At 71.7% G+C, this 23,925-nt stretch carries 4 protein-coding genes and 1 pseudogene; all 5 read right to left on the reverse strand.

Annotated features, from left to right (window positions below; all coding sequences use genetic code 11):
• Positions 1 to 43: 43 nt before the first annotated feature.
• Positions 44 to 1,321, reverse strand: coding sequence for an NAD(P)/FAD-dependent oxidoreductase (locus tag R2B38_RS46130; RefSeq protein ID WP_318022185.1), 1,278 nt, complete (start codon positions 1,319 to 1,321; stop codon positions 44 to 46).
• A 127-nt stretch (positions 1,322 to 1,448) separates the two neighbouring features.
• Positions 1,449 to 2,231, reverse strand: a complete 783-nt coding sequence (locus R2B38_RS46135; protein ID WP_318022186.1) for an arylamine N-acetyltransferase family protein — start codon at positions 2,229 to 2,231, stop codon at positions 1,449 to 1,451.
• Positions 2,232 to 2,287: 56 nt separating this feature from the next.
• Positions 2,288 to 3,868 carry a type I polyketide synthase gene (locus tag R2B38_RS51415; protein ID WP_411978649.1) on the reverse strand — a complete coding sequence of 527 codons (1,581 nt, stop codon included), beginning with the start codon at positions 3,866 to 3,868 and terminating at the stop codon, positions 2,288 to 2,290.
• A complete protein-coding gene (locus R2B38_RS51420) occupies positions 3,859 to 4,434 on the reverse strand; it encodes a polyketide synthase dehydratase domain-containing protein (protein WP_411978650.1) in 576 nt (191 codons plus the stop codon). Before R2B38_RS51420 ends, R2B38_RS51415 begins: the two co-directional genes overlap by 10 nt.
• A 216-nt stretch (positions 4,435 to 4,650) precedes the next feature.
• Positions 4,651 to 23,895 (reverse strand): annotated as a pseudogene (locus tag R2B38_RS51425) (SDR family NAD(P)-dependent oxidoreductase); the annotation flags it as partial.
• Positions 23,896 to 23,925 lie beyond the last annotated feature (30 nt).

Here is a 23,925-nt window from a genome sequence, read left to right on the forward strand (position 1 = left end):
GCCCGGGGGCCGCGACGGCGGCCCCCGGGTACGACCGCGGCCGTCACTGGCCGGCGGTCACCCGCAGGATGCGGGCCTCGGCGCGCTCCTTGCGGTCCTGCTCGTCGAGCTGCGGGTAGGCCGGGCAGCCGAAGACCCGCTGGAACGGGGCGAAGGTGTCCCACTCCGGGCGCCGCCGCATCTCCTGCGCGACCGCGTTGTGCTCGCTCCAGAAGTCGCCGCCGATCAGCCGGATCAGGTAGCGCTCCAGTGCTTCGCGGGAGGTGGTCCGCCCGGCATCGGCCGCCACCGCCACCAGCTCGCCGTCGTAGAAGGCGTGGATGAGCCGGATGTAGGTGTCGTAGCCCGTCTTGAAGTAGTTCGCGTACTCCTCGATGAGCCGGTCGGCGTCGGCCGGGTTGTCGAGCGCGGCACTGATCGTCTCGGCGGCTCGCGCCGCGGTGGACGCCGCGACCAGCACCCCGCCGGAGAACATCGGGTCACCGAAGCAGCCCGCGTCGCCGACCATGACCCAGCCGGGGCCCGTAACGGTGTCCGCGTGGTAGCAGTAGTCGGTCTCGATCCTGAGGTCCGTGGCCGGGGTCGTCCCGGTGAGCCGCGCGGTGATCCGCGGCACCCGGCTGAGGTGCTCGTCGAAGGCCTCCTCCGGGGTACCCCTGCGGAACACGTCACGCGGCATCACGGTGCCGACGCTGATGACCTCCTTGGAGATGGGAATCGCCCACACCCAGCCGTCGTCGTGCGCGCCGACCTGGATGTCACCCTCGTTGCCGAGGTTGTGCCGCTCGTCGAGGCCCGAGTAGTGGCGGAACACCCCGACCATGCGGAGCTTCTCCAGTGTCTTGCGCAGCCCGAACTTGTTCGCGATCCGGCCGGCCCGGCCGCTGGCGTCGATCACATAGGACGCGTCGATCCGGTGCTCCTCGCCGTCCTTCTCGTACGTGACGCCGGTGATCCGCTCGCCGTCGAGGAGGAGGTCCTTCACCGGGGTGCCCAGGTGGATCTCGGCGCCGGCCTTGCCGGCCTCCTCGACGAGCATCGCGTCGAACCGGGCCCGCTCGACCTGGAACGCCCGGTCGAAACGCCCCTCGCCCTGGAGGCTGAAGTCGGCCCGGAAGACACCGGAGAAGAACTTGGTCTCCGTCGGGTCGATGAACTCGCCCCCGAACTTGGGCACATAGCCCTTGGACTCCAGCGCCTCGCGCAGACCGATCCGGTCGAACAGGCCCATCATGTACGGCAGCAGGGACTCGCCGATGTGGAACCGCGGGAACTCGTCACGCTCCAGGAGCACGACGGAGTGGCCCTGGCGGGCCAGCACGAAAGCGCTGACCGCCCCGCCGGTCCGCCGCCTATGACCACCACGTCAGCCGTCTTCTTCGCCATTCTGTTTTCCTTCCAGCCTTCGTCTCGGATTGCGGATGCTGCCGTTCCCTGCGGGAAGTCGTTCAGGGTGGCCAGGGCAGGTCCCCGGAGAGGATCTGCGCCACCAGGGCCCGGTGTTCGTCGTCGTCGACGACCGTGCGGGCCCGCTCGCGGCCGTCGCGGACCGTCAGGTACCGGCGGCCCTTGAGGACGACCTGACCGTTGTCGAAGGTCCGGCCGTACAGCCCGCTCTCGCCGTCCGGCGCCGGCGCGGGGTTGGCCCGGGCGTGGTCCTCCAGCTCCTTCCAGTCGTCCCACCGGCGTTCGAGAAGCCGGAAGTCGTAGACGCCTCCCCAGCGCCCGCCCCGCCCGCGCCGCTGCACCGCCCAGGTCCCGTCAGCCTGGTCCACGAGCCGGAACTGGCTGCCGTACTGGGTCTGCACCGCGTCGGTGACCAGGAGCGGTTCGAGGTACGAGGGTCCCGGGTAGCCCGCGTCGACGAGCCATTCGGCGCCGTCCAGCGCGACCCGGACGAACATGTGCTCCACCTCGGTGCCGAAGTTCTCCCGGCCCTCGGCGGTGCTGCCCGCCATCAGGCTCGCGTCGTAGCCCAGTTCGCGCAGGAGCCGGAAGAACAGGCGGTTGAGCTGGAAGCAGGTGCCGCCGCGTCCGTCGAGGACGACCGTCCGGAACATCGCGTCCTCGTCGAGTTCGACGAGATGGATGCTGTCGGCGAAGTCCTGGCCCGCGATGTTGTACGGGATCGCCATGAGGTGCCGCTTCTGCAGTCTGCGCAGCGACTCGATGTCCACGTCCGTCTCGCCGTCGCAGCCGATGCGCCGGAGATACGCCTCCGCGTCGAACACTCCCTGGTCCCCTCTCGCCGTGCGTTTCTGCCTGCTGGCCGGTGCCGTCGCTCCTGTCACACGGCCACCCCCGACAGGACGGGAGCGTCCTCGCCGAAGAGCCGCGCGTGCAGGTGTGCGACGAGCAGCGCGGGCGTCGGGTGGTCGAAGACCAGTCCGGTCGGCAGCTTGGCCCCGATCAACTCGCCGATCCTGTTGCGCAGTTCGAGCGCGGTGAGCGAGTCGAATCCGATCTCGAAGAGACCCTGGTCGGCGTCGATCCGCTGATCGGCCCCATAGCCGAGAACGACCGCCACCTGGGCGCGGACGAGATCCAGGAGGGTCGCCGCCCGCTCGGCCGGGGACAGCCCCACGAGCCGCTCGGCGAGCTTGCGGCGTTCGTCGCCCGACACGACCGGCCGGGCCGCTTTCCGCTGGGCCCCGACCAGTCCGCGAAGGAGCGCGGGCGTCTCCCGGCCCGCGGCGGCGTCGGCCCGCAGGCCGCGCAGGTCCAGCTTGGCCGGGACAAGCAGGGAACGGTCGCTGCGCAGGGCCGCGTCGAACAGTTCCATGCCCTCCGCGGGGGTCATGGACCGCACTCCACCGCGTCGGTTCAGCCTGCTCCGGGCGAGGTCATCGGTCTGCGCCGCCATCCCCGTGGTCTGCTCCCACACGCCCCAGGCGAGGGACAGGGCCGGCAGGCCGTCGGCCCGGCGCCTGGCCATCAGCCCGTCCATGTAGGCGTTGGCGGCGGCGTAACTGCCGGTACCCGCACCGAGGAACACCGCCGAGACGGACGAGTACACGACGAACGCGTCCAGATCCGGGACGAGTTCACGCGTCAGCCCGTCCAGCAGGCGTGTCGCCGTCACCTTCGCGGCGAACACCCGCTCCAGACGCTCCCGGTCGATGTCACCGATCACTCCGGCGTCGAAGAGACCCGCGGCATGGACGACGCCGGTGAGGCGGTGCTCGACCCCGGCGAGCCCGGCGAGGAGGACGGACAGCGCCTCCGGATCGGTCACGTCACATGCCGGGACCTCGACCGACTCCGCGCCCAACGACCGCAGTTCGGCTACGAGGTCACGGGCGCCCTCCGCCTCCGAGCCACGCCGGCTGGTCAGCACGAGACGACGGATGCCGTACTCGGTGACCAGGTGCCGGGCAAGGACCGCGCCCAGAGAACCCGTACCACCGGTCACCAGGACCGTACCCGCCGGATCCAGCAATCCCCGGCCGGGCAAGTCCGCCGACCTCGGCACATCGGCCCGAGCGAGCCGGGGGATGTGAATGCCCGCACCGCGCAGCGCGGCCTGAGGCTCACCGAGCGCCAGGACGGCACCCAACTGCGCCCCGGTGAAGGAGAGTTCGACAGGTTCTGCCACTGCCGCGGTTTCGCCGACTTCGCCGACTTCGTTGACTTCGTTGACTTCGGCGGCTTCGGCGGCTTCGGCGTCCAGAAGGACGATCCGTCCCGGGTTCTCCGCCTGGGCGGCCCGCACCAGGCCCCACACGGCGGCACCGGCCGGGTCGACGACGGACGCGTCGCCGCCCGCCGCGACGGCGCCCCGGGTCACCACCACCAGCTTGGTGTCTTCGAGACCGCCGCCCGCCAGCCAGGTCTGGACGACCTCCAGGACCCGGTCGGTCAGGTCCAGCGGGCTGTCGTCGGCCCCTTGGTGACGGCCGGCAGGACCACCGCCTCGGGCGCCTCGACCGCCCCGGTCAGGACGTCGTCGGCGAGCGTTGCCACCTCCTCGGCGTCGGACAGCCGCACCCAGGACGGCGTCGGCACCTCCCCGCTCCGGGGCACCTGCGGCCAGTCGACCCCGAACAGCGAACCGCCGCCGCTCCCGGCCGTCGCGCCCAACTGGGCGGCCGTCACCGGTCGGAAGACCAGCGACTGCGCCGTCAGGACCGGTGCGCCCGTCTCGTCGAAGGCATCCAGGGCCAGCGAGTCGGCCGTCGGCCGTACGACCCGGATCCGGAGGGTGGCGGCGCCCGCAGCGTGCAGCGTCAGGCCGTTCCACGCGAACGGCAGCATCGTGCGCTCGTCGTCGTCGGCCAGGAATGCCTTGGCGTGCAGGGCCGCGTCCAACAGGGCCGGGTGGATACCGAAGCCGACGGCGCTCGCCCGGTGCTCTTCGGGCAGGGCGATCTCGGCGAAGACCTCGTCGCCGCGCCGCCATGCCGCCCGCAGGCCGCGGAAAACCGGCCCGTACATGTAGTCGTGGGCGAGGAGCCCCGCGTAGAAGTCCTCAGGTTCGATCCCGACCGGTTCGGCGCCGGGCGGCGGCCACGCGGTGCCGTCGAAGCCGGGGGCGGCAACGGCGGCGGTCGCCGTGAGCGTGCCGGTGGCGTGGCGGGTCCAGGGCTCGCCGGTGGCGTCCTCGGGGGTCGAGTAGACGGCGACGGCGCGGGCTCCGGTCTCGTCGGGTCCGCCCACGCTGATCTGGACGCGGACGCCGCCCTGCTCGGGCAGGACGAGGGGCGCCTCGATGACCAGTTCGTCCAGCGTGCCGCACCCGACCTCGTCGCCCGCGCGAACGGCCAGTTCCACCAGTCCGGTGCCGGGCATGAGCACGGTGTCGCCCACGGCGTGATCGGCGAGCCACGGGTGGGTACGGAGCGACAGGCGGGAGGTGCAGAGCACACCGCCGGTCTCCGGCACCTCGACGAACGCGCCGATCAGGGGGTGATCAGTGCCGGTCAGACCGAGCGATGCGACGTCGCCACCCGCGCCGGGGCCGCCCGCCGGGAGCCAGTAGTGCTGGTGGTCGAAGGCGTACGTCGGCAGGTCGAGGTGCGAAGCACCCGTAACCGGCAGCGCCTTCGGCCAGTCGACCGAGCCGCCGTGGACGAAGACCTCGGCGGTCGCGGTGAGGAGGGTCTGCGCCTCGGGGCGGCCGTCGCGCAGAGCCGCGACACAGGCTGCCCGCTCACCAGCGGACTCCCCCACGACACTCGACAGCGCCGCACCCGGGCCGAGTTCGACGAAGACGACGTCCCCGTCGCCGGCCACAGACGCCACACCGTCGGCGAAACGCACCGGACGACGGACATGATCGACCCAGTACTGCGGGTCGGTGAGCTGACCAGGCTCCGTAAGCCGCCCCGTCACGTTCGACACCAGAGCCAACTCCGGCTCCGACCACGACACTTGGGACAGCGCGGCAGCGAACTCGTCCAGCATCGGCTCCATCAACACCGAATGGAACGCGTGCGAGACAGTCAGACGCTTCGTCTTACGACCCGACTCCGCCAGCTTCGCCGCCACCGCCAGCACAGCGTCCTCGACGCCCGAAAGGACCACCGACGCGGGACCGTTGACCGCCGCCAGATCCACACCCTCGCCCAGCAGCCCGGCGACCTCCGCCTCCGACGCCGCCACGGCCACCATCGCACCACCCGACGGCAACGCCTGCATGAGCCGGCCACGCGCCGCCACCACCGCAGCCGCATCCGCAAGCGACAACACCCCGGCAACGTGCGCCGCCACGATCTCACCGATGGAGTGGCCCATCACCGCATCCGGCTTCACGCCCCACGACTCGACCAGCCGGAACAGAGCCGTCTCCACGGCGAACAACCCCGCCTGCGTGAACACCGTCCAGCTCAGATCACCGGCATCACCCAGAACCACATCCCGGACCGAGTGCTCCACCCAGCCCGACAACTCACCGTCCAGCACGGCACACGCCTCATCGAAGGCTTCCGCGAACACCGGGTACCGCTCGTACAGTTCACGGCCCATCCCCACCCGCTGCGAACCCTGACCCGGAAACACCAGCACGACTTTCGACGCCTCGGCCGACGGCGCACCGGCCGTCACCACCCGCGCAGCCGACTCGCCCCGCGCCAGCGCACCCAACCCGGCAAGCGCGTCCTCACGCGAACCGGCAACCACTACCGCACGCTCCGGCAACACCGCCCGCTGAGCGACCAACGCACCCGCCACGTCCGGCAGAGGGACCTCGTGGCCACCGAGGAACGCCAGCAACCGCTCCGCCTGACCTGCCAGAGCACCCGTGCTCCGCGCCGACACCACCAACGGCAGCGGACCGTCGGCGACATCCACCGTCGGCTCAGGCTCGGATGTCGGCTCAGGCTCAGATGTCGGCTCAGACGCCTCTTCGAACTCCGGCGCCTGCTCCAGGATCACGTGCGCGTTGGTGCCGCTCAGGCCGAAGGAGGACACCGCCGCCCGGCGAGGCCGCTCGACCTCCGGCCAGGCCCGGGCCTCGGTGAGCAGTTCGACGGCGCCGGCCGTCCAGTCGACCTGCGCGGAGGGCGCGTCCACGTGGAGGGTCGCGGGCATGACGCCGTGCCGCAGCGCCTGCACGGTCTTGATCACGCCCGAGACACCGGCGGCTGCTTGGGCATGGCCGATGTTCGACTTCAGCGAGCCCAGCCAGAGCGGCCGGTCGGCGGGCCGGCCGCGCCCGTAGGTGGCGAGCAGGGCCTGTGCCTCGATCGGGTCGCCGAGTACGGTGCCGGTGCCGTGGCCCTCCACCAGGTCGACATCGGCCGTCGACAGGCCGGCCGCCGCGAGGGCCTTGCGGATGACGCGCTGCTGGGAGGGTCCGTTGGGGGCGGTGAGACCGTTGGACGCGCCGTCCTGGTTGACCGCGCTGCCGCGCAGCACGGCCAGGACCGGGTGGCCGTTGCGGCGTGCCTCCGACAGCCGCTCCAGTACGACCACGCCGGCGCCCTCGGCCCAGCCCGTACCGTCGGCGGCGTCCGCGTACGACTTGCACCGGCCGTCGGACGCGAGTGCCCGCTGCCGGGAGAACTCCATGAACATGCTCGGGCTCGACATCACGGTCGAGCCGCCGGCCAGGGCCAGCGAGCACTCGCCCTGCCGCAGCGCCTGGGCGGCGAGGTGGAGGGCGACGAGGGAGGACGAGCAGGCAGTGTCGACGGTCACCGCCGGTCCCTCGAACCCGAACACGTACGAGATGCGGCCTGACGCCACGCTCGCTCCGGTGCCGGTCAGCGCGAAGCCGCCCAGCTCCGCGGGGACGTTGCCGCCCGCGTAGTAGTCGACGCCCATGATGCCGTTGAAGACGCCGACGTCCGCGTCCTTGAGCGTGCCCGGGTCGATGCCTGCCCGCTCCAGGGCCTCCCACGACGTCTCCAGCAGCAAGCGCTGCTGCGGGTCCATCGCCGTGGCCTCGCGCGGGGATATCCCGAAGAACGCGGGGTCGAACTGGCCGGCCTCGTACAGGAAGCCGCCCTGGTCGACGTACGAGGTCCCCTCGTTCTCGGGATCGCTGTCGAAGAGCTTGTCCAGACCCCAGCCGCGGTCGTCCGGGAAGCCGGACACCCCGTCGCGGCCCTCGCTGACCAGCCGCCACAGGTCCTCGGGGCTCGCCACCCCGCCGGGCAGGCGGCAGGCCATGCCGACGACCGCCACCGGGTCGTCCGGATCGTGCGCGACCGCCGAGGCCGGCGTCACCGCACCCGCCGCGGTCAGCGCGACCCCCGTCCCGTCCAGCTCGCCGTCCAGGAAACGCGCCAGGGCGAGCGGGGTGGGGTAGTCGAAGACGACCGTGGCGGGGAGGCTGAGGCCGGTGGCCTCGCGCAGGCGGTTGCGCAGTTCGACCGAGGTGAGCGAGTCGAAGCCGGCGTCCTTGAACGCCCGTTCCGCCACCACCTTCCCGGCACCCGCGTGCCCGAGCACGGCGGCGACACGGGTACGGACGAGGTCGAGAAGCAGCGCCTCCCGCTCGGCGGGCGCAAGCCCGGCCAGCCGCGCGGCGAGCCCGCTGCCACCGTCCTGCGTCGCCCCACGAGCCGCCTGCCGGCGAGACGGCCGCACCAGGTCGCGCAGCAGCGGCGGCACCCCGGCGCCGGCCGTGGCGGCGGCGCGCAGGGCGTGCAGGTCCAGCTTGGCCGGGACGAGAAGGGAACGGTCGCTGTGCAGGGCGGCATCGAACAGCGCAAGGCCTTCGTCCGCCGACAGGGGCTGCACACCACCGCGCCGGTTCATCCGGCTCCGCGCCAGCTCGTCCAGTTCGGCGCCCATGCCGGAGGACTGCTCCCACGGTCCCCAGGCGAGGGACAGGGCCGGCAGGCCATCGGCTCGACGCCTGGCCATCAGGCCGTCCATGAAGGCGTTGGCAGCCGCGTAACTGCCCGTGCCCGCGCCCAGAAAGACAGCGGAGACGGAGGAGTAGACGACGAACGCGTCGAGATCCGGGACGAGTTGGCGCGTCAGCTCGTCCAACTGCTGAAGAGCGGTGACCTTCGGCGCGAACGCGCGGGCCATCCGCTCAGGGCTGATGTCGCCGATCACCCCGCCGTCGAAGACGCCCGCGGCGTGGACGACGGCAGTGAGCCGGTGCCCGGACCCGGAGAACTCGGTGAGGAGGGCGGCCAGAGCCTCCGGGTGGGTCACGTCACAGGCCGGGACGTCGACCGACTCCGCACCCAGGGCTCGCAGTTCGGCCACGAGATCGCGGGCGCCGTCCGCCTCCAGGCCGCGCCGGCTGGTCAGGACAAGGCGGCGGATGCCGTACCGGGTGACCAAGTGACGGGCCAGCACCGCACCGAGAGACCCGGTGCCGCCGGTCACCAGGACGGTGCCTTCCGGGTCCAGAACCGTGCGATCGGGTGCGGGCACCGACACGTCGGCCACCGCGAGCCGGGGGACGAGAAGCTGGGTACCGCGGACTGCGACCTGGGGTTCGCCGGTGTCCAGTACGGCGCTCAACTCGCCATCGGAGCAGGGCACTTCGGAGTCGATGAGCACGATCCGGTCAGGGTTCTCCGCCTGCGCGGCCCGGACCAGGCCCCAAACGGCCGAGCCTGCGGGGTCGTTGACCGCCGCGTCACCGCCGGCGGCGACGGCGCCCCGGGTACGTACGACGAGCCGCGAGGCCTCATCGGCCGTCTCGTCGGCCAACCAGGCCTGAACTGCCTCCAGTACACGGCTGGTGAGTGCGTAGGGAGTTTCGGCGCGCGCGTCGGTGTCACCGACGGAGACGGCCTCGACGACGGTGAACTGCGGCGGGGCGGACGGCATCCCGGTCTCCGGGGCCGGCGCCGGGGCGGACAGTTCCGTCCACTCGACCGTGAACAGGGAGTCACCGCCCGGTGCGGTACCGGCCGCGGCCTCCAACTGCTCGGCGGAGATGGCCCGGGAGACCAGGGAGTCCAGCCTGAGGACGAGACCGCCCGCGTCGTCGACCGCCTCCAATTCCATGGTGTCCGGCGCGAGTTGCACGACCCGCGCCCGGATGGAGGAAGCTCCGGCGGCGTGCAGCGCCAGCCCCTTCCAGGCGAACGGAAGCCGTACGACGGGCTCGTCGGCCTGCGTGTCGTCCGGCACCCGGCCGCGGAGGGCGGCGGCCGCGTTGAGCATGCTGGAGTGCAGGGCGGCGTCGAGCAGTCCCGGGTGGATACCGAACCGGGCCGCGCCGTCACGCAGTTCCTCCGGCAGAGCGACCTCGGCGAAGACCTCCTCGCCGCGCCGCCAAACGGCACGCACGCACTGGAACGACTCCCCGTACGCGTAGCCCGCGCGCGCGAGCAGGTCGTAGCCGCCGTTGATGTCCATCGGCTGGGCTCCGGGCGGCGGCCAGGCGCCGAAGTCGAACTTCGCAGCGGGCGCGGCGACCGTCGTCGGCGCCAGCATTCCGGACGCGTGCCGGATCCACACACCGGCTCCATCGGCCTCGGCGTCCTCGCGGGCGGAGTACACCTCGACGGTACGTGCGCCGTGCTCGTCGGGGCCGCCGACGGCGACCTGGACGCGGACACCGCCCTGGGCGGGGACGACGAGGGGCGCCTCGATGACCAGTTCGTCGAGCGTGCCGCAGCCGACCTCGTCACCGGCCCGGACCGCCAGCTCGACCAGCCCGGTACCGGGGACGAGGACGACCCCGCCGACAGCATGGTCCGCGAGCCAGGCATGCGTACGGAGAGAGAGACGAGAAGTGAAGACCAGCCCGTCCGACTGCGGCAGCCTCACCACCGCACCGAGCATCGGGTGGTCGGCCTTGCCCTGACCGAGCGAGGAGACATCGGTGGCGGGAGTAGCGGGGAGCCAGTAGTGCTGGTGGTCGAAGGCGTACGTCGGCAGATCGACCCGGCCGTTCCCGGCACCGGCCGGAAGGACCTCACTCCAGCCGACGGGGACGCCCCGGACAAACAGTTCGGCGGTGGCGGTGAGGAGGGTCTGCGCCTCGGGGCGGCCGTCGCGCAGGGCGGCAACGCAAGCCGCCCGCTCACCAGCGGACTCCCCCACGACACTCGACAGCGCCGCACCCGGGCCCAGTTCAACGAAGACGACGTCCCCGTCGCCGGCCGCAGACACCACACCATCGGCGAAACGCACCGGACGACGGACATGATCGACCCAATACTGCGGGTCCGTGAGCTGACCGGGCTCCGCAAGCCGACCGGTCACATTCGACACCAGAGCCAACTCCGGCTCCGACCAGGTCACTTGAGACAGCTCGGCGGCGAACTCGTCCAGCATCGGCTCCATCAGAACCGAATGGAACGCATGCGAAACGCTTAGCCGCTTCGTCTTACGGCCCGACTCCGCGAGCTTCGCCGCCACCGCTAGAACGGCGTCCTCGACGCCCGAAAGGACCACGGACGCCGGGCCGTTGACCGCGGCCAGATCCACGCCCTCGCCCAGCAGCTCGGCGACTTCCGCCTCCGACGCCGCCACGGCCACCATCGCGCCACCCGAGGGCAACGCCTGCATGAGCCGGCCACGCGCCGCCACGACCGCAGCCGCATCCGCAAGCGACAGCACCCCGGCCACATGCGCCGCCACGATCTCACCGATCGAGTGCCCCATCACCGCATCCGGCTGCACACCCCACGACTCCACCAGACGGAACAAGGCAGTTTCCACGGCGAACAACCCTGCCTGAGTGAACACCGTCCAGCTCAGATCACCGGCATCACCCAGAACCACATCCCTGACCGAGTGCTCCACCCAACCCGACAGTTGCGCATCCAGCACGGCACACGCCTCATCGAAGGCCGCCGCGAACACCGGATACCGCTCGTACAGTTCACGGCCCATCCCCACCCGCTGCGAACCCTGACCCGGAAACACCACCACCGTACGAACAGTCCCCGCAGCGCCACCGGCAACAACGAGAGCACTCGACTCGCCCCGCGCCAGCGCACTCAACCCCGCAAGCGCGTCCTCACGCGAACCGGGCACGACCACAGCGCGCTCGGACAACACCGCCCGCTGAGCGACCAACGCCCCCGCCACGTCCGGCAGAGACACGCTGTCGGACGACTCGAGCAGGGCGGCGAGGCGCTCGGCCTGTCCGGACAGTGATTCCGCGGAGGCCGCCGAGATCACCAGGGGCACGGTGCCCTCGCTCTTGGCGTGCTCTGCCGGTTCCGGCTCGGGTTCCGGTGCCTGCTCCAGGATCACGTGCGCGTTCGTCCCGCTGACGCCGAAGCCCGAGACGCCCGCCCGACGCGGCCGGTCCGTCTCCGGCCACTCACGTGCCTCGGCCAGCACCTCCACCGCGCCCGCCGACCAGTCCACCTGCGACGACGGGGCATCGACATGCAGGGTGGGCGGCATCACGCCGTGCCGCAGCGCCTCCACCATCTTGATAACGCCCGCGACACCCGCAGCGGCCTGGGTGTGACCGACGTTCGACTTCAACGAACCCAGCCACAACGGCCGTTCGGCAGGCCGGTCCTGACCGTAAGTCGCCAGCAAAGCCTGCGCCTCGATCGGGTCGCCCAGGACGGTACCCGTGCCGTGCCCCTCGACCACGTCCACGTCCGACGTCGACAGGCCCGCGTTGGCGAGTGCCTTGCGGATGACGCGCTGCTGCGAGGGGCCGTTGGGCGCTGTCAGGCCGTTGGACGCACCGTCCTGGTTGACCGCCGAGCCACGGACGACCGCCAGCACCTTGTGGCCCTTGGCCCGGGCCTCGGACAGCCGCTCCAGGACGACGACACCGGCGCCCTCGGCCCAGCCCGTACCGTCCGCGGCATCCGCGTACGACTTGCACCGGCCGTCGGAGGCGAGCCCGCGCTGGCGCGAGAAGTCGATGAAGAGACCGGGAGTGGCCATCACGGTCGCGCCGCCGGCCAGCGCCATCGAGCACTCACCGCGGCGCAGCGCCTGGACGGCGAGGTGGATGGCCACCAGGGACGACGAGCAGGCCGTGTCGAGCGTGACCGCGGGGCCTTCGAAGCCGAAGACGTAGGAGACCCGGCCCGAGGCCACACTGGCCGCCGCTCCCGTGCCGGTGAACCCCTCCAGTTCGGGGGGCACGTTGCCGCCCGCGAAGTAGTCGACGCCCATGATGCCGCTGAAGACGCCGACGTCGGTGCCCTTCAGGGTCTCGGGGTCGATCCCGGCCCGTTCCAGGGCCTCCCACGAGGTCTCCAGGAGCAGTCGCTGCTGGGGGTCCATCGCGAGGGCCTCACGGGGTGAGATCCCGAAGAGGCCGCCATCGAACAGGCCCGCCTCGTGCAGGAATCCGCCCTGGTCGACGTAGGACGTGCCGGTCTTCTCGGGGTCCGCGTCGAACAGGCCGTCCAGATCCCAGCCTCGGTCGGCCGGGAAGCCGGAGACACCGTCACGGTTCTCGGTGACCAGCCGCCACAGGTCCTCGGGACTCGCCACACCGCCCGGCAGGCGGCACGCCATGCCCACGATCGCGATCGGTTCCCGTGAGGCGTTGACGAGTTGGCGGTTGCGCTTCTTCAGCGAGCCGACCTCTTCGAGCGACTTCCGCAGCGCCTCGACGACCTTCTCATATGAAGTACTCACTCAGCTGTCCTCATCAGTAGGTACCGCATCAGTCTTCGAGGTCCTCGTCGCTGTCACCGAGCGCCAGTTGCACGAGGTCGTCGACGTCCAGACCGGCGAGCGTCTCCGGCCCGTCGGTCTCGTCCGGCTGCCCGGCACCGGACGCGGCGGTGTCGAGGGCGGCCAGCTCCACCAGGGCGTCCAGCAGTCCGGCCTCCCTGATCCGGACCAGTGGGAGGGAGGCCAGGACGTGACGCAGCCGCTCTTCGTCGACCTCCGTTCCGCTCTTCGCGCCGTCCGGGAGGAGTTGGGCGTGTACGTGGCGGGCCAGTGCGAGGGGGGTCGGGTAGTCGAAGACCGCTGTCGCGGCCAGGTTGAGGCCGGTGGCCTCGCGGAGGCGGTTACGCAGCTCGACCGAGGTGAGCGAGTCGAAGCCGGCGTCCTTGAACCGCGTACCGGCCACGACCCCCTCCGGACCGCTGTGCCCCAGCACCGTCGCCACCTGGGTGCGAAGAAGGTCGAGGAGCACGGCCTCCTGCTCGGCCCGGGCGCGCCCGGCCAGCCGGCGGCGCAGGGCGTCACCGTGGTCACCGGACGCGGCTCGCACCACCTGGCGGGTGCCTCGGACCAGGCCCCGCAGCAGGGGTGGCACGCCGCCGCCCGTCGCCGCCTCGGCGCGAACGGCCCGCAGATCCAGGTCGATCGGCACGAACAGCGCTCGGTCACCGCTCAGTGCCGCGTCGAAGAGGGCCAGCCCCTCCTTCGGCCGGAGCGGCACGATGCCGCCACGCCGGTTGGTTCGGGTGCGCTGGGCCGCCTCGGTTCCCGCGGTCATTCCGGCGGTCTGCTCCCACGGGCCCCAGGCGAGTGAGGTACCCGGCAGGCCCGCCGCCCGGCGCCGATGAGCCACCGCGTCCACGTAGGCATTCGCCGCCGCGTAATTGCCCTGACCAGCCGAACCGAACAGACCCGACGCGGAAGAGAACACCGCGAACACCGACAAGTCCAAGCCCCGGGTCAACTCGTCCAAGTGGTCTACGGCCGCCACCTTCGGCCCGAACACATACGCCAACCGTCCCGGCGACAGCGCACCGATCACACCGTCGTCCAACACACCGGCCGTGTGCACGACCCCGGAGAGCGGATGCTCGTCGGCGACGGAATCGAGGAGCGCGGCCACGGCATCCCGGTCGGCGACGTCACACGCCGCCACCGCCACCGACTCCGCACCCAACTCCCGCAGTTCCGCGACCAGTTCGGGCGCGCCCTCGGCATCCGCACCACGCCGACTCGCCAGAAGCAGATGCCGCGCACCGTGCTCGGACACCAGATGACGGGCCACCAACGCGCCCAGCGACCCCGTACCACCGGTCACCAGCACCGTGCCCCGACAACCGGAGCAAGGCCCCCGACCGACTCGACGACGGCGGCCCGCACCAGACGCGGCACGGCCAACGTCGCGCCGCGAACGGCGAGTTGGGGCTCACCGCTGGCCAGCGCCACGCCCAGGTCGCCCTCGAAGGCACTGTCTTCGGTGTCCAGGAGGACGATCCGATCGGGGTTCTCGGCCTGGGCCGTGCGGATGAGACCCCAGACGGCTGCGCCGGCCGGGTCGGTGACGTCACCGTCGCCGCCGGCCGGCACCGCGCCCTGAGTGACCACCACCAGCCTGCCGCTCTCGAAGGCCGGGGCCACCAGCCATGCCTGGAGCACGCCGAGCACGCGGGCGGTGAGTCCGAGTGCGTCGTCGTCCTCCGCAGCGACCGCTCGTACGACCACTGCCGACGGCACTTCGTCTCGGGTGCCCAGCGCCGCGACGTCGTTGGCGGTGGCGACCGGTGCCCAGGACGGCACCGGCGCGGCCGTACGCGCGGTCGCGGCGGGCAACTCGGTCCACTCCACACCGAACAGGGCGTCGTCACCCTCCGCGCCGGCCGCCTCCAGTTGCTCGGCGGAGACCTCCCGGAACACGAGTGAGTCCGTGGTCAGGACGAGACCGCCGGTCTCGTCGGCCGCCTGCAACGACACGGTGTCCGGCCCGGACGGCGCCACCCGCACCCGCAGCACCGAAGCACCGGTGGCGTGCAGCGCCAGACCGTTCCAGGCGAACGGCAGCACGGTCCGGGACCGGTCCACTCCGCCAGGGGCGTCGACCGGCTGGATGAACCCGTTGGAGTGCAGGGCGGCGTCCAGCAGAGCGGGGTGGATGCCGAACCTGGTGGCGCTGTCGCGCTGGTCCTCCGGCAGGGCGATGTCGGCGAAGACCTCCTCGCCACGCCGCCACACCGCACGCAGACCCTGGAACGCCGGACCGTACGTGTAGCCCATCCGGATCAGACCCGCGTAGAAGTCGTCGACGTCCACCTCGACGCGCTGGGCGCCGGGCGGCGGCCAGGCGGCGAAGTCGACCGTTGCCGCACGCGCGGCGGCCTCCCGCGCCAGCCGGCCGGTGGCGTGCCGGATCCACACGTCGGCGCCGCTGCCCTCCGTGCCCTCGTCGCGGGTCGAGTAGATGTCGACGGCGCGTGCGCCGTGCTCGTCGGGGCCGCCGACAGCGACCTGGACGCGGACACCGCCCTGGGCGGGGACGACGAGGGGCGCCTCGATGACCAGTTCGTCGAGCGTGCCGCAGCCGACCTCGTCACCGGCCCGGACCGCCAGCTCGACCAGCCCGGTACCGGGGACGAGGACGACCCCGCCGACAGCATGGTCCGCGAGCCAGGCATGCGTACGCAGGGACAACCGCGAGGTGAAGAGCAGCCCGTCCGACTGCGGCAGCCTCACCACCGCACCGAGCATCGGATGCGCCGTACCGGCGAGGCCGAGCGCGACGGCGTCGACCGCAGGAGTGGGGCGGAGCCAGTAGTGCTGGTGGTCGAAGGCATACGTCGGAAGGTCGAGGTACGAAGCACCGGCGACCGGCAGCATGCCGGCCCAGTCGACCGACCCTCCGTGCACGAAGACCTCGGCGACTGCCGCGAGAAGAGACTGCGCCTCGGGACGACCGTCGCGCAGAGCCGCGACACACGACGCCCGCTCACCAGCGGACTCCCCCACGACACTCGACAGCGCCGCACCCGGGCCGAGTTCGACGAAGACGACGTCCCCGTCGCCGGCCGCGGCCGTGACACCGTCCGCGAAACGCACCGGACGACGGACATGATCCACCCAGTACTGCGGGTCGGTGAGCTGACCAGGCTCCGCAAGCCGCCCCGTCACGTTCGACACCAGAGCCAACTCCGGCTCCGACCACGTCACTTGAGACAGCGCGGCAGCGAACTCGTCCAGCATCGGCTCCATCAACACCGAATGGAACGCATGCGAAACGCTTAGCCGCTTCGTCTTACGACCCGACTCCGCCAGCTTCGCCGCCACCGCCAGCACAGCGTCCTCGACGCCCGAAAGGACCACGGACGCCGGACCGTTGACCGCCGCCAGGCCCACACCGTCGCCCAGCAGCCCGGCGACTTCCGCCTCCGACGCCGCCACGGCCACCATCGCGCCACCCGCCGGAAGTGCCTCCATCAGCCGACCCCGAGCCGCCACCACGGCAGCCGCATCCGCAAGCGACAACACTCCGGCCACATGCGCCGCGGTGATCTCACCGATCGAGTGGCCCATCACCGCATCCGGCTTGACACCCCATGACTCGACCAGACGGAACAGGGCAGTTTCCACGGCGAACAGGGCCGCCTGCGTGAACACCGTCCGGCTCAGATCACCGGCATCACCCAGAACCACATCCCTGACCGAGTGCTCCACCCAACCCGACAGTTGCGCATCCAGCACGGCACACGCCTCATCAAAGGCCGCCGCGAACACCGGGTACCGCTCGTACAGTTCACGGCCCATCCCCACCCGCTGCGAACCCTGACCCGGAAACACCACCACCGTACGAACCGAATCGCCGGCGCTCCCGCTGACCAGACCAGGGATCGACTCGCCCCGCGCCAGCGCACCAAGCCCCGCCAACGCCTCCTCACGCGAACCGGCAACCACCACCGCACGCTCGGACAGCACCGCCCGCTGGGCGACCAACGCCCCTGCCACGGTGCCCAACGGCACTTCCTCGCCCAACTCCACGAAGGACGCGAGCCGTTCGGCCTGCCCCGCCAGGGACTGGACACTCCTGGCGGACACCACCAACGGCACCGCACCGCCGACGACATCCACCGTCGGCTCAGGCTCAACCTCAGGTGTCGGCTCGGGCTCCGGCGCCTGCTCCAGGATCACGTGCGCGTTCGTGCCGCTCACGCCGAAGCCCGAGACGCCCGCCCGACGCGGCCGGTCCGTCTCCGGCCAGTCCCGCGGCTCCGCGAGGAGTTCCACCGCACCCGCCGACCAGTCCACCTGCGACGACGGGGCGTCGACATGCAGGGTGGGCGGCATCACGCCGTGCCGCAGCGCCTCCACCATCTTGATGACGCCCGCGACACCGGCCGCCATCTGTGTGTGGCCGATGTTCGACTTCAGGGAGCCCAGCCAGAGCGGGCGCTCCGGATCGCGATCCCGCCCGTACGTCGCCAGCAGGGCCTGCGCCTCGATCGGGTCGCCCAGGACCGTGCCGGTCCCGTGTCCCTCGACCATGTCCACGTCCGACGTCGACAGACCGGCGTTGGCGAGCGCCATGCGGATGACGCGTTGCTGCGAAAGACCGTTCGGCGCCGTCAGGCCGTTGGACGCACCGTCCTGATTCACGGCAGAACCCCGTACGACCGCCAGCACCCGGTGCCCGTTCCTGCGCGCCTCCGACAGACGCTCCAGTACGACCACGCCCGCACCCTCGGCCCAGCCCGTTCCGTCCGCAGCATCCGCGTACGACTTGCACCGGCCGTCGACCGCCAGACCCCGCTGCCGCGAGAACTCCACGAACGTCCCCGGCGTCGCCATCACCGTCGCGCCGCCGGCCAGGGCGAGCGAGCACTCACCCTGCCGTAGCGACTGGGCGGCCATGTGCACCGCGACGAGCGAGGACGAGCAGGCCGTGTCCACGGTCACCGCCGGGCCCTGCAGACCGAGCACGTACGACACGCGGCCGGAGGCGACGCTGCCCATGCCGCCGGTGCCGGTGAAGCCCTCCAGTTCGGCGGGCACGGTGCCGCCCGCTCCGTACGCCTGGCCCATGACGCCGAAGAAGACACCGGCGTCCGTGCCCTTGAGCGAGTCCGGGGCGATCCCGGCCCGTTCCAGCGCCTCCCACGATCCTTCGAGAAGCAGCCGCTGCTGGGGGTCCATCGCGAGGGCCTCACGCGGCGAGATCCCGAAGAATCCCGCGTCGAACAGGCCCGCGTCGTACAGGAACCCGCCCTGGCTCACGTACGACGTACCGGCCTGGTCCGGGTCCGAGTCGAACAGGCCCTCCACATCCCAGCCGCGGTCGTCCGGGAAGCCGGACATCGCGTCCCGGCCCTCGCTGACCAGCCGCCACAAGTCCTGCGGGCTCTCCACGCCTCCGGGCAGACGGCACGCCATCCCCACGATCGCGATCGGCTCGTCGGGGTCGGCGAGCGGGACCGGGACCGGTGCGCCGGCGGCCGGCGCCGCGCCGGTCGCCTCAGCCAGCTCGCCCTGGAGGAAGCGGGCGAAGGCGAGCGGGGTGGGGTGGTCGAAGACGACGGTGGCGGCCAATTTGAGACCGGTCGCCTCGCGCAGGCGGTTGCGCAGCTCGACCGAGGTCAGCGAGTCGAAGCCGGAGTCGCGGAACGCGCTCTCGGTCCGGACGCTCTCGGGCCCCGGGTGTCCGAGCACGGTCGCCGCCTGCGAGCGGACGAGTTGCAGCAGCAGCGCCTCCTGCTCGTCGGGCGCGAGCCCCACGAGCCGGGCGGCGAGCCCGCCACCGCTCTCCCCCGCCGCCGCACGTGTCTGCCGTCGGCCGGTGTGCACCAGGCCGCGCAGCAGGGTCGGGACACCACGGCCCGCCGCCGCGTCGGCACGCAACGCCCGCAGGTCCAGCTTGGCCGGAACGAGCAGGGCGTCGCCGGTGCGCAGTGCCGCGTCGAAGAGTTCCATGCCCTCGGCGGGGGTCATCGCCAGTACGCCGCCTCGCCGGTTCATCCGGCTTCGGGTGAGGTCGTCCATGCCGGCCGCCATACCGCCGGCGGTCTGCTCCCAGAGCCCCCAGGCCAGCGAGGTGGCGGGCAGGCCCACCGCCCGGCGCTGGTGGGCGATCGCGTCGAGATAGGCGTTGGCTGCCGCGTAACTGCCGGTGCCCGCGCCGAGGAAGACGGACGAGACGGAGGAGAAGACGACGAACACCTTGAGTTCCGGGGCGAGTTCACGGGTCAGCTCGTCCAGGTGCCGGACGGCCGTCACCTTCGGTGCGAAGACCTCCGCCACCCGGGCCGGGTCGAGCGTGCCGATCACACCGGCGTCCGCGATACCCGCGGTGTGCACGACAGCGGTCAGCGGGTGCTCGGCCGGGATCGCCTCGATGAGCGCCGCCAGCGCGTCCCGGTCGGTGACGTCGCAGGACTCCACCGTGACGTCGGCCGCGCCGAGTCCGCTCAGCTCGGCGACCAGCTCGTCCGCTCCGGCGGCGGCGCGGCCCCGGCGGCTGGCGAGCAGCAGGTGCCGTACGCCGTGGTTCACGACGAGGTGCCGGGCCAGGATGCCGGCCAGCGAGCCGGTACCGCCGGTGATCAGTACGGTGCCGGCCGGGTCCAGGTCCGCCGGCACCTGTGTCCGCCCCGCGGCGGAGGCGCGGGCGAGCCGCGGGATCGAGAGAGCCGAGCCGCGCACGGCGACCTCGGGTTCCCCTGAGCCGAGCACCGCGTCGATCACGGAATCGAGGCCGGCAGGCAGTCCTGCGGTGGCGTCGCCGTGGTGATCCGGATCGCGGACGAGGTCGGTGGCCCGGATCTCCGGATCCAGGTCGAGCAGGACGATCCGGTCGGGGTTCTCGGTCTGCGCGGCACGGATCAGGCCCCAGACCGCACCGCCGGCGGGATCCGTGACCGCGCCCTCGGGTCCGGCGCCCACCGCGCCCCGGGTCGCCACGACCAGCGTGACAGCGTCGAGGCCCGGAGCGGCCAGCCATGTCTGCACGGCCGCGAGGACCCGGTTGGTCACATCCACCGGAGTGTCGTCGGCCACGGTGACGGCCCGCAGCAGCACGGCGGTCGGCAGTTCACCGCCTGCCGCCACCGCCTCGGCCAGGGCCGTCACCTCGCCCGCGCCGGACACCGCGGCCCAGGACGTGGTCCCGGCCGACGTGCTCTTGGTGCCGGGCAGTTGGGTCCACTCGACGCGGAACAGCGCGTCGTCGGCCGGAGCACCCGCACCGGCCCGCACCTGCTCGGGGCTCAGCGACCGTAACTCCACCGCGTCCGCCGTCAGGACCGGACCACCGGCCTGGTCGACCGCCTCGAACGACAGGGTCCCCTCTCCCGTGGACACGATCCGCGCCCTCAGCACGGTCGCGCCGACCGCGTGCAGCCCCAGCCCGCGCCAGCCGAGAGGCTGCCGGAACCCGTCCTCGCCCGCGTCCCCACCGCCGGACACGGCCTCCAGAAGCACGGGATGCAGTACGGCGTCCAGCAGAGCGGGATGCACACCGAACCGGCCCGCTTCCTCACGCTCCTCATCCGGTACGGCGAGTTCGGCGAATACCTCCTCGCCGCGCCGCCACATCCCCCGTACGCCCTGGAACACCGGGCCGTACGCGTAGCCCTGGCCTGCCAGCTCGGAGTACAACTCGCCCGTCTCGACGCGTCGGGCGCCGGGGGGCGGCCAGGCGGTGAAGTCGAAACCGGGGGCAGGAGCGGCGGCCGCCGTGAGGGTGCCGGTGGCATGGCGGATCCAGGCATCGGTACCGGTGTCGCCGGTGGCGTCCTCACGGGTCGAGTAGACGGCGACAGTACGAGCACCGTCCTCGTCCGGTCCGCCGACGGTGACCTGGACACGGACACCGCCCTGCTGGGGTAGCACGAGCGGCGCCTCGACGACCAGTTCGTCCAGCGTGCCGCACCCGACCTCGTCACCGGCCCGGAGAGCCAGTTCCACCAAGGCCGCGGCGGGCACAAGGACGGTGTCGCCCACGGCGTGGTCGGCGAGCCAGGGGTGCGTACGCAGCGACAGGCGGGAAGTGCAGAGCACACCACCGGTCTCCGGCACCGCCACGACTCCCCCGATCAGCGGGTGATCGGTACCCGCCAGGCCGAGAGAGGCGGCGTCACCGACCGGGCCGAGCCGGAGCCAGTAGTGCTGATGGTCGAAGGCGTAGGTCGGCAGGTCGACCTGGCCGGTGAATCCCTCGGGGAGCATGCCGGTCCAGTCGACGGGCACGCCCCGGACGAACAGTTCGGCCATCGAGGTCAGCAGCCGGCGCGGACCACCTTCGTCACGGCGCAGCGAACCACTCACCACAGCATCGGCGTCCGCTTGGTCGACGATCTCGCTGACCGGCTGGACCAGGACGGGGTGGGCACTGGACTCGACGAACACCGTGTGGCCCTCGGCCAGGAGAGCCGCGATCGCAGGGCCGAAGCGGACCTGACCGCGCAGGTTGCGGTACCAGTAGCCGCCGTCCAGGACACCGGCCTCGCGGACCCATTCACCGGTCACCGTCGAGTAGAAGGGAATCAGCGGCGCCTGAGCGCGGATGTCGGCGAAGGCCTCGCCCAAGGTCTCCTCGATCGCCTCGACGTGCCGGGTGTGGGAGGCGTAGTCCACCGCCACCCGACGTACCCGCACACCATCTGCGGAAAGAACCTCCAGCACTTCGTCGAGGGCTTCGGCGTCACCGGCGATGACGACGGACGCCGGACCGTTGACCGCCGCCACCTCAACCCGGCCCGCCCAGCGCTCCAGCCGCTTGAGCGCGTCCTCCTCGGCCAGCGCCACCGAGGCCATACCTCCACGGCCAGCGAGACTCCCGGCGATGACCTGGCTGCGCACCGCCACGATCCGGGCTGCGTCCTCCAGCGACAACGCCCCGGATACGCACGCGGCGGCGATCTCGCCCTGGGAGTGGCCGACCACCGCGTCGGGCACCACACCCACGGACGCCCACACGGCCGCAAGACCGACCATCACCGCGAAGCTCGCGGGCTGCACCACATCGACCCGCTCCAGGAGTTCAGCTGGAGCGTCCCCCCGCAGCACATCGACGAGCGACCAGTCGACCCAACGCTCAAGCACCGCAGCGCACTCGGCGACCCGCTCCGCGAACACCGGTGAGGAATCCAGGAGTTCACGACCCATACCGATCCACTGCGAACCCTGCCCCGGGAAGACAAGTACCGTCCGCCCCGCAGCCACCGCACTGCCACCACCGGTGACAACAAGAGGACTCGACTCGCCGCGCGCCAGCGCACGCAGCCCCGCCAACGCCTCCCCCCGCGAACCAGCCGCCACCACCGCCCGCTCCGACAACACCGCACGCCGCGAAGCGAGCGCTGTCGCGACCTGCGGCAGCGTCGTACCGTCCTCGGCCTCGATGAAAGACACCAGCCGCTCGGCCTGACCCGCCAGCGCGCCCACACTCCGCGCCGACACCACCAGCGGCACCACACCATCAGCCACCGGAACCTCAACCGCCTCCACCTCCCCGGCCGGCGGCTCCTCCAGAACCAGATGCGCGTTCGTCCCACTCACACCAAAAGACGACACCGCAGCCCGACGCGGCCGACCCGTGACCGGCCACTCCCGCGCCTCCGTCAACAACTCCACCGCACCCGCCGACCAGTCCACCTGCGACGACGGAACATCAACATGCAACGTCGGCGGCATCACACCGTGCCGCAGCGCCTCCACCATCTTGATCACACCGGAAACACCCGCAGCCGCCTGCGTGTGACCGACGTTCGACTTCAACGAACCCAGCCACAACGGCCGTTCAGCAGACCGATCCTGACCATAAGTCGCCAGCAAAGCCTGCGCCTCGATCGGATCACCCAGCACCGTCCCGGTCCCGTGTCCCTCGACCACATCCACATCAGCCGTCGACAGCCCCGCGTCGGCGAGCGCCTTGAGAATCACCCGCTGCTGAGAGGGCCCGTTCGGGGCCGTCAGGCCGTTCGAGGCGCCGTCCTGGTTGACCGCCGAACCCCGCACGACCGCCAGCACCCGGTGGCCGTTCCGGCGTGCCTCCGACAGCCGCTCCAGGACGACCATGCCCGCGCCCTCGGCCCAGCCCGTACCGTCGGCCGCATCCGCGTACGACTTGCAGCGGCCGTCGGCGGCGAGGGCGCGCTGGCGCGAGAACTCCATGAACATGCCTGGGCCGGCCATCACGGTCGCGCCGCCGGCCAGCGCCATCGAGCACTCCCCGCGGCGCAGCGCCTGCACGGCCAGGTGCATGGCGACGAGTGAGGACGAGCAGGCCGTGTCGACAGTGACGGCCGGGCCCTCGAAGCCGAACACGTACGAGATGCGGCCCGAGGCCACGCTTCCGGTGGTGCCGGTTCCGGTGAAGCCTTCCAGTTCGGGCGGGATCGGACCGCCAGTGGCGTAGCCCTCGTTGATGACACCGACGAAGACGCCGACGTCCGCTCCCTTGAGTCCGGTCGCGTCGACGCCCGCTCGCTCCATGGCCTCCCACGAGGTCTCCAGAAGCAGGCGCTGCTGCGGGTCCATCGCCACGGCCTCGCGCGGTGAGATCCCGAAGAAGCCCGCGTCGAAGAGCCCGGCCTCGTGCAGGAATCCGCCGCGGGTCACGTACGACTTGCCGCTCTGCTCAGGGTCCTCGTCGAACAGGCTCTCCAGGTCCCAGCCGCGGTCGGTGGGGAAGCCGGAGACCCCGTCCCGGCCCTCGGTGGCCAATCGCCACAGGTCCTCGGGGCCGGCGACCCCGCCCGGAAGCCGGCACGCCATCCCGACGATCGCGATCGGCTCCGACTTCTCGGTCTCAAGTTCCAGCACACGCTGCTGGGAGCGGCGTGCCTCGGCGAGGACGCGCTTGAGATAGTCGCGAAGCTTGCTTTCATCCGCCATTGAGGTTCGGCTCCTAGAGGCTGTGGCGTC

The organism is Streptomyces sp. N50, assembly GCF_033335955.1.
Lineage (GTDB): Bacteria > Actinomycetota > Actinomycetes > Streptomycetales > Streptomycetaceae > Streptomyces.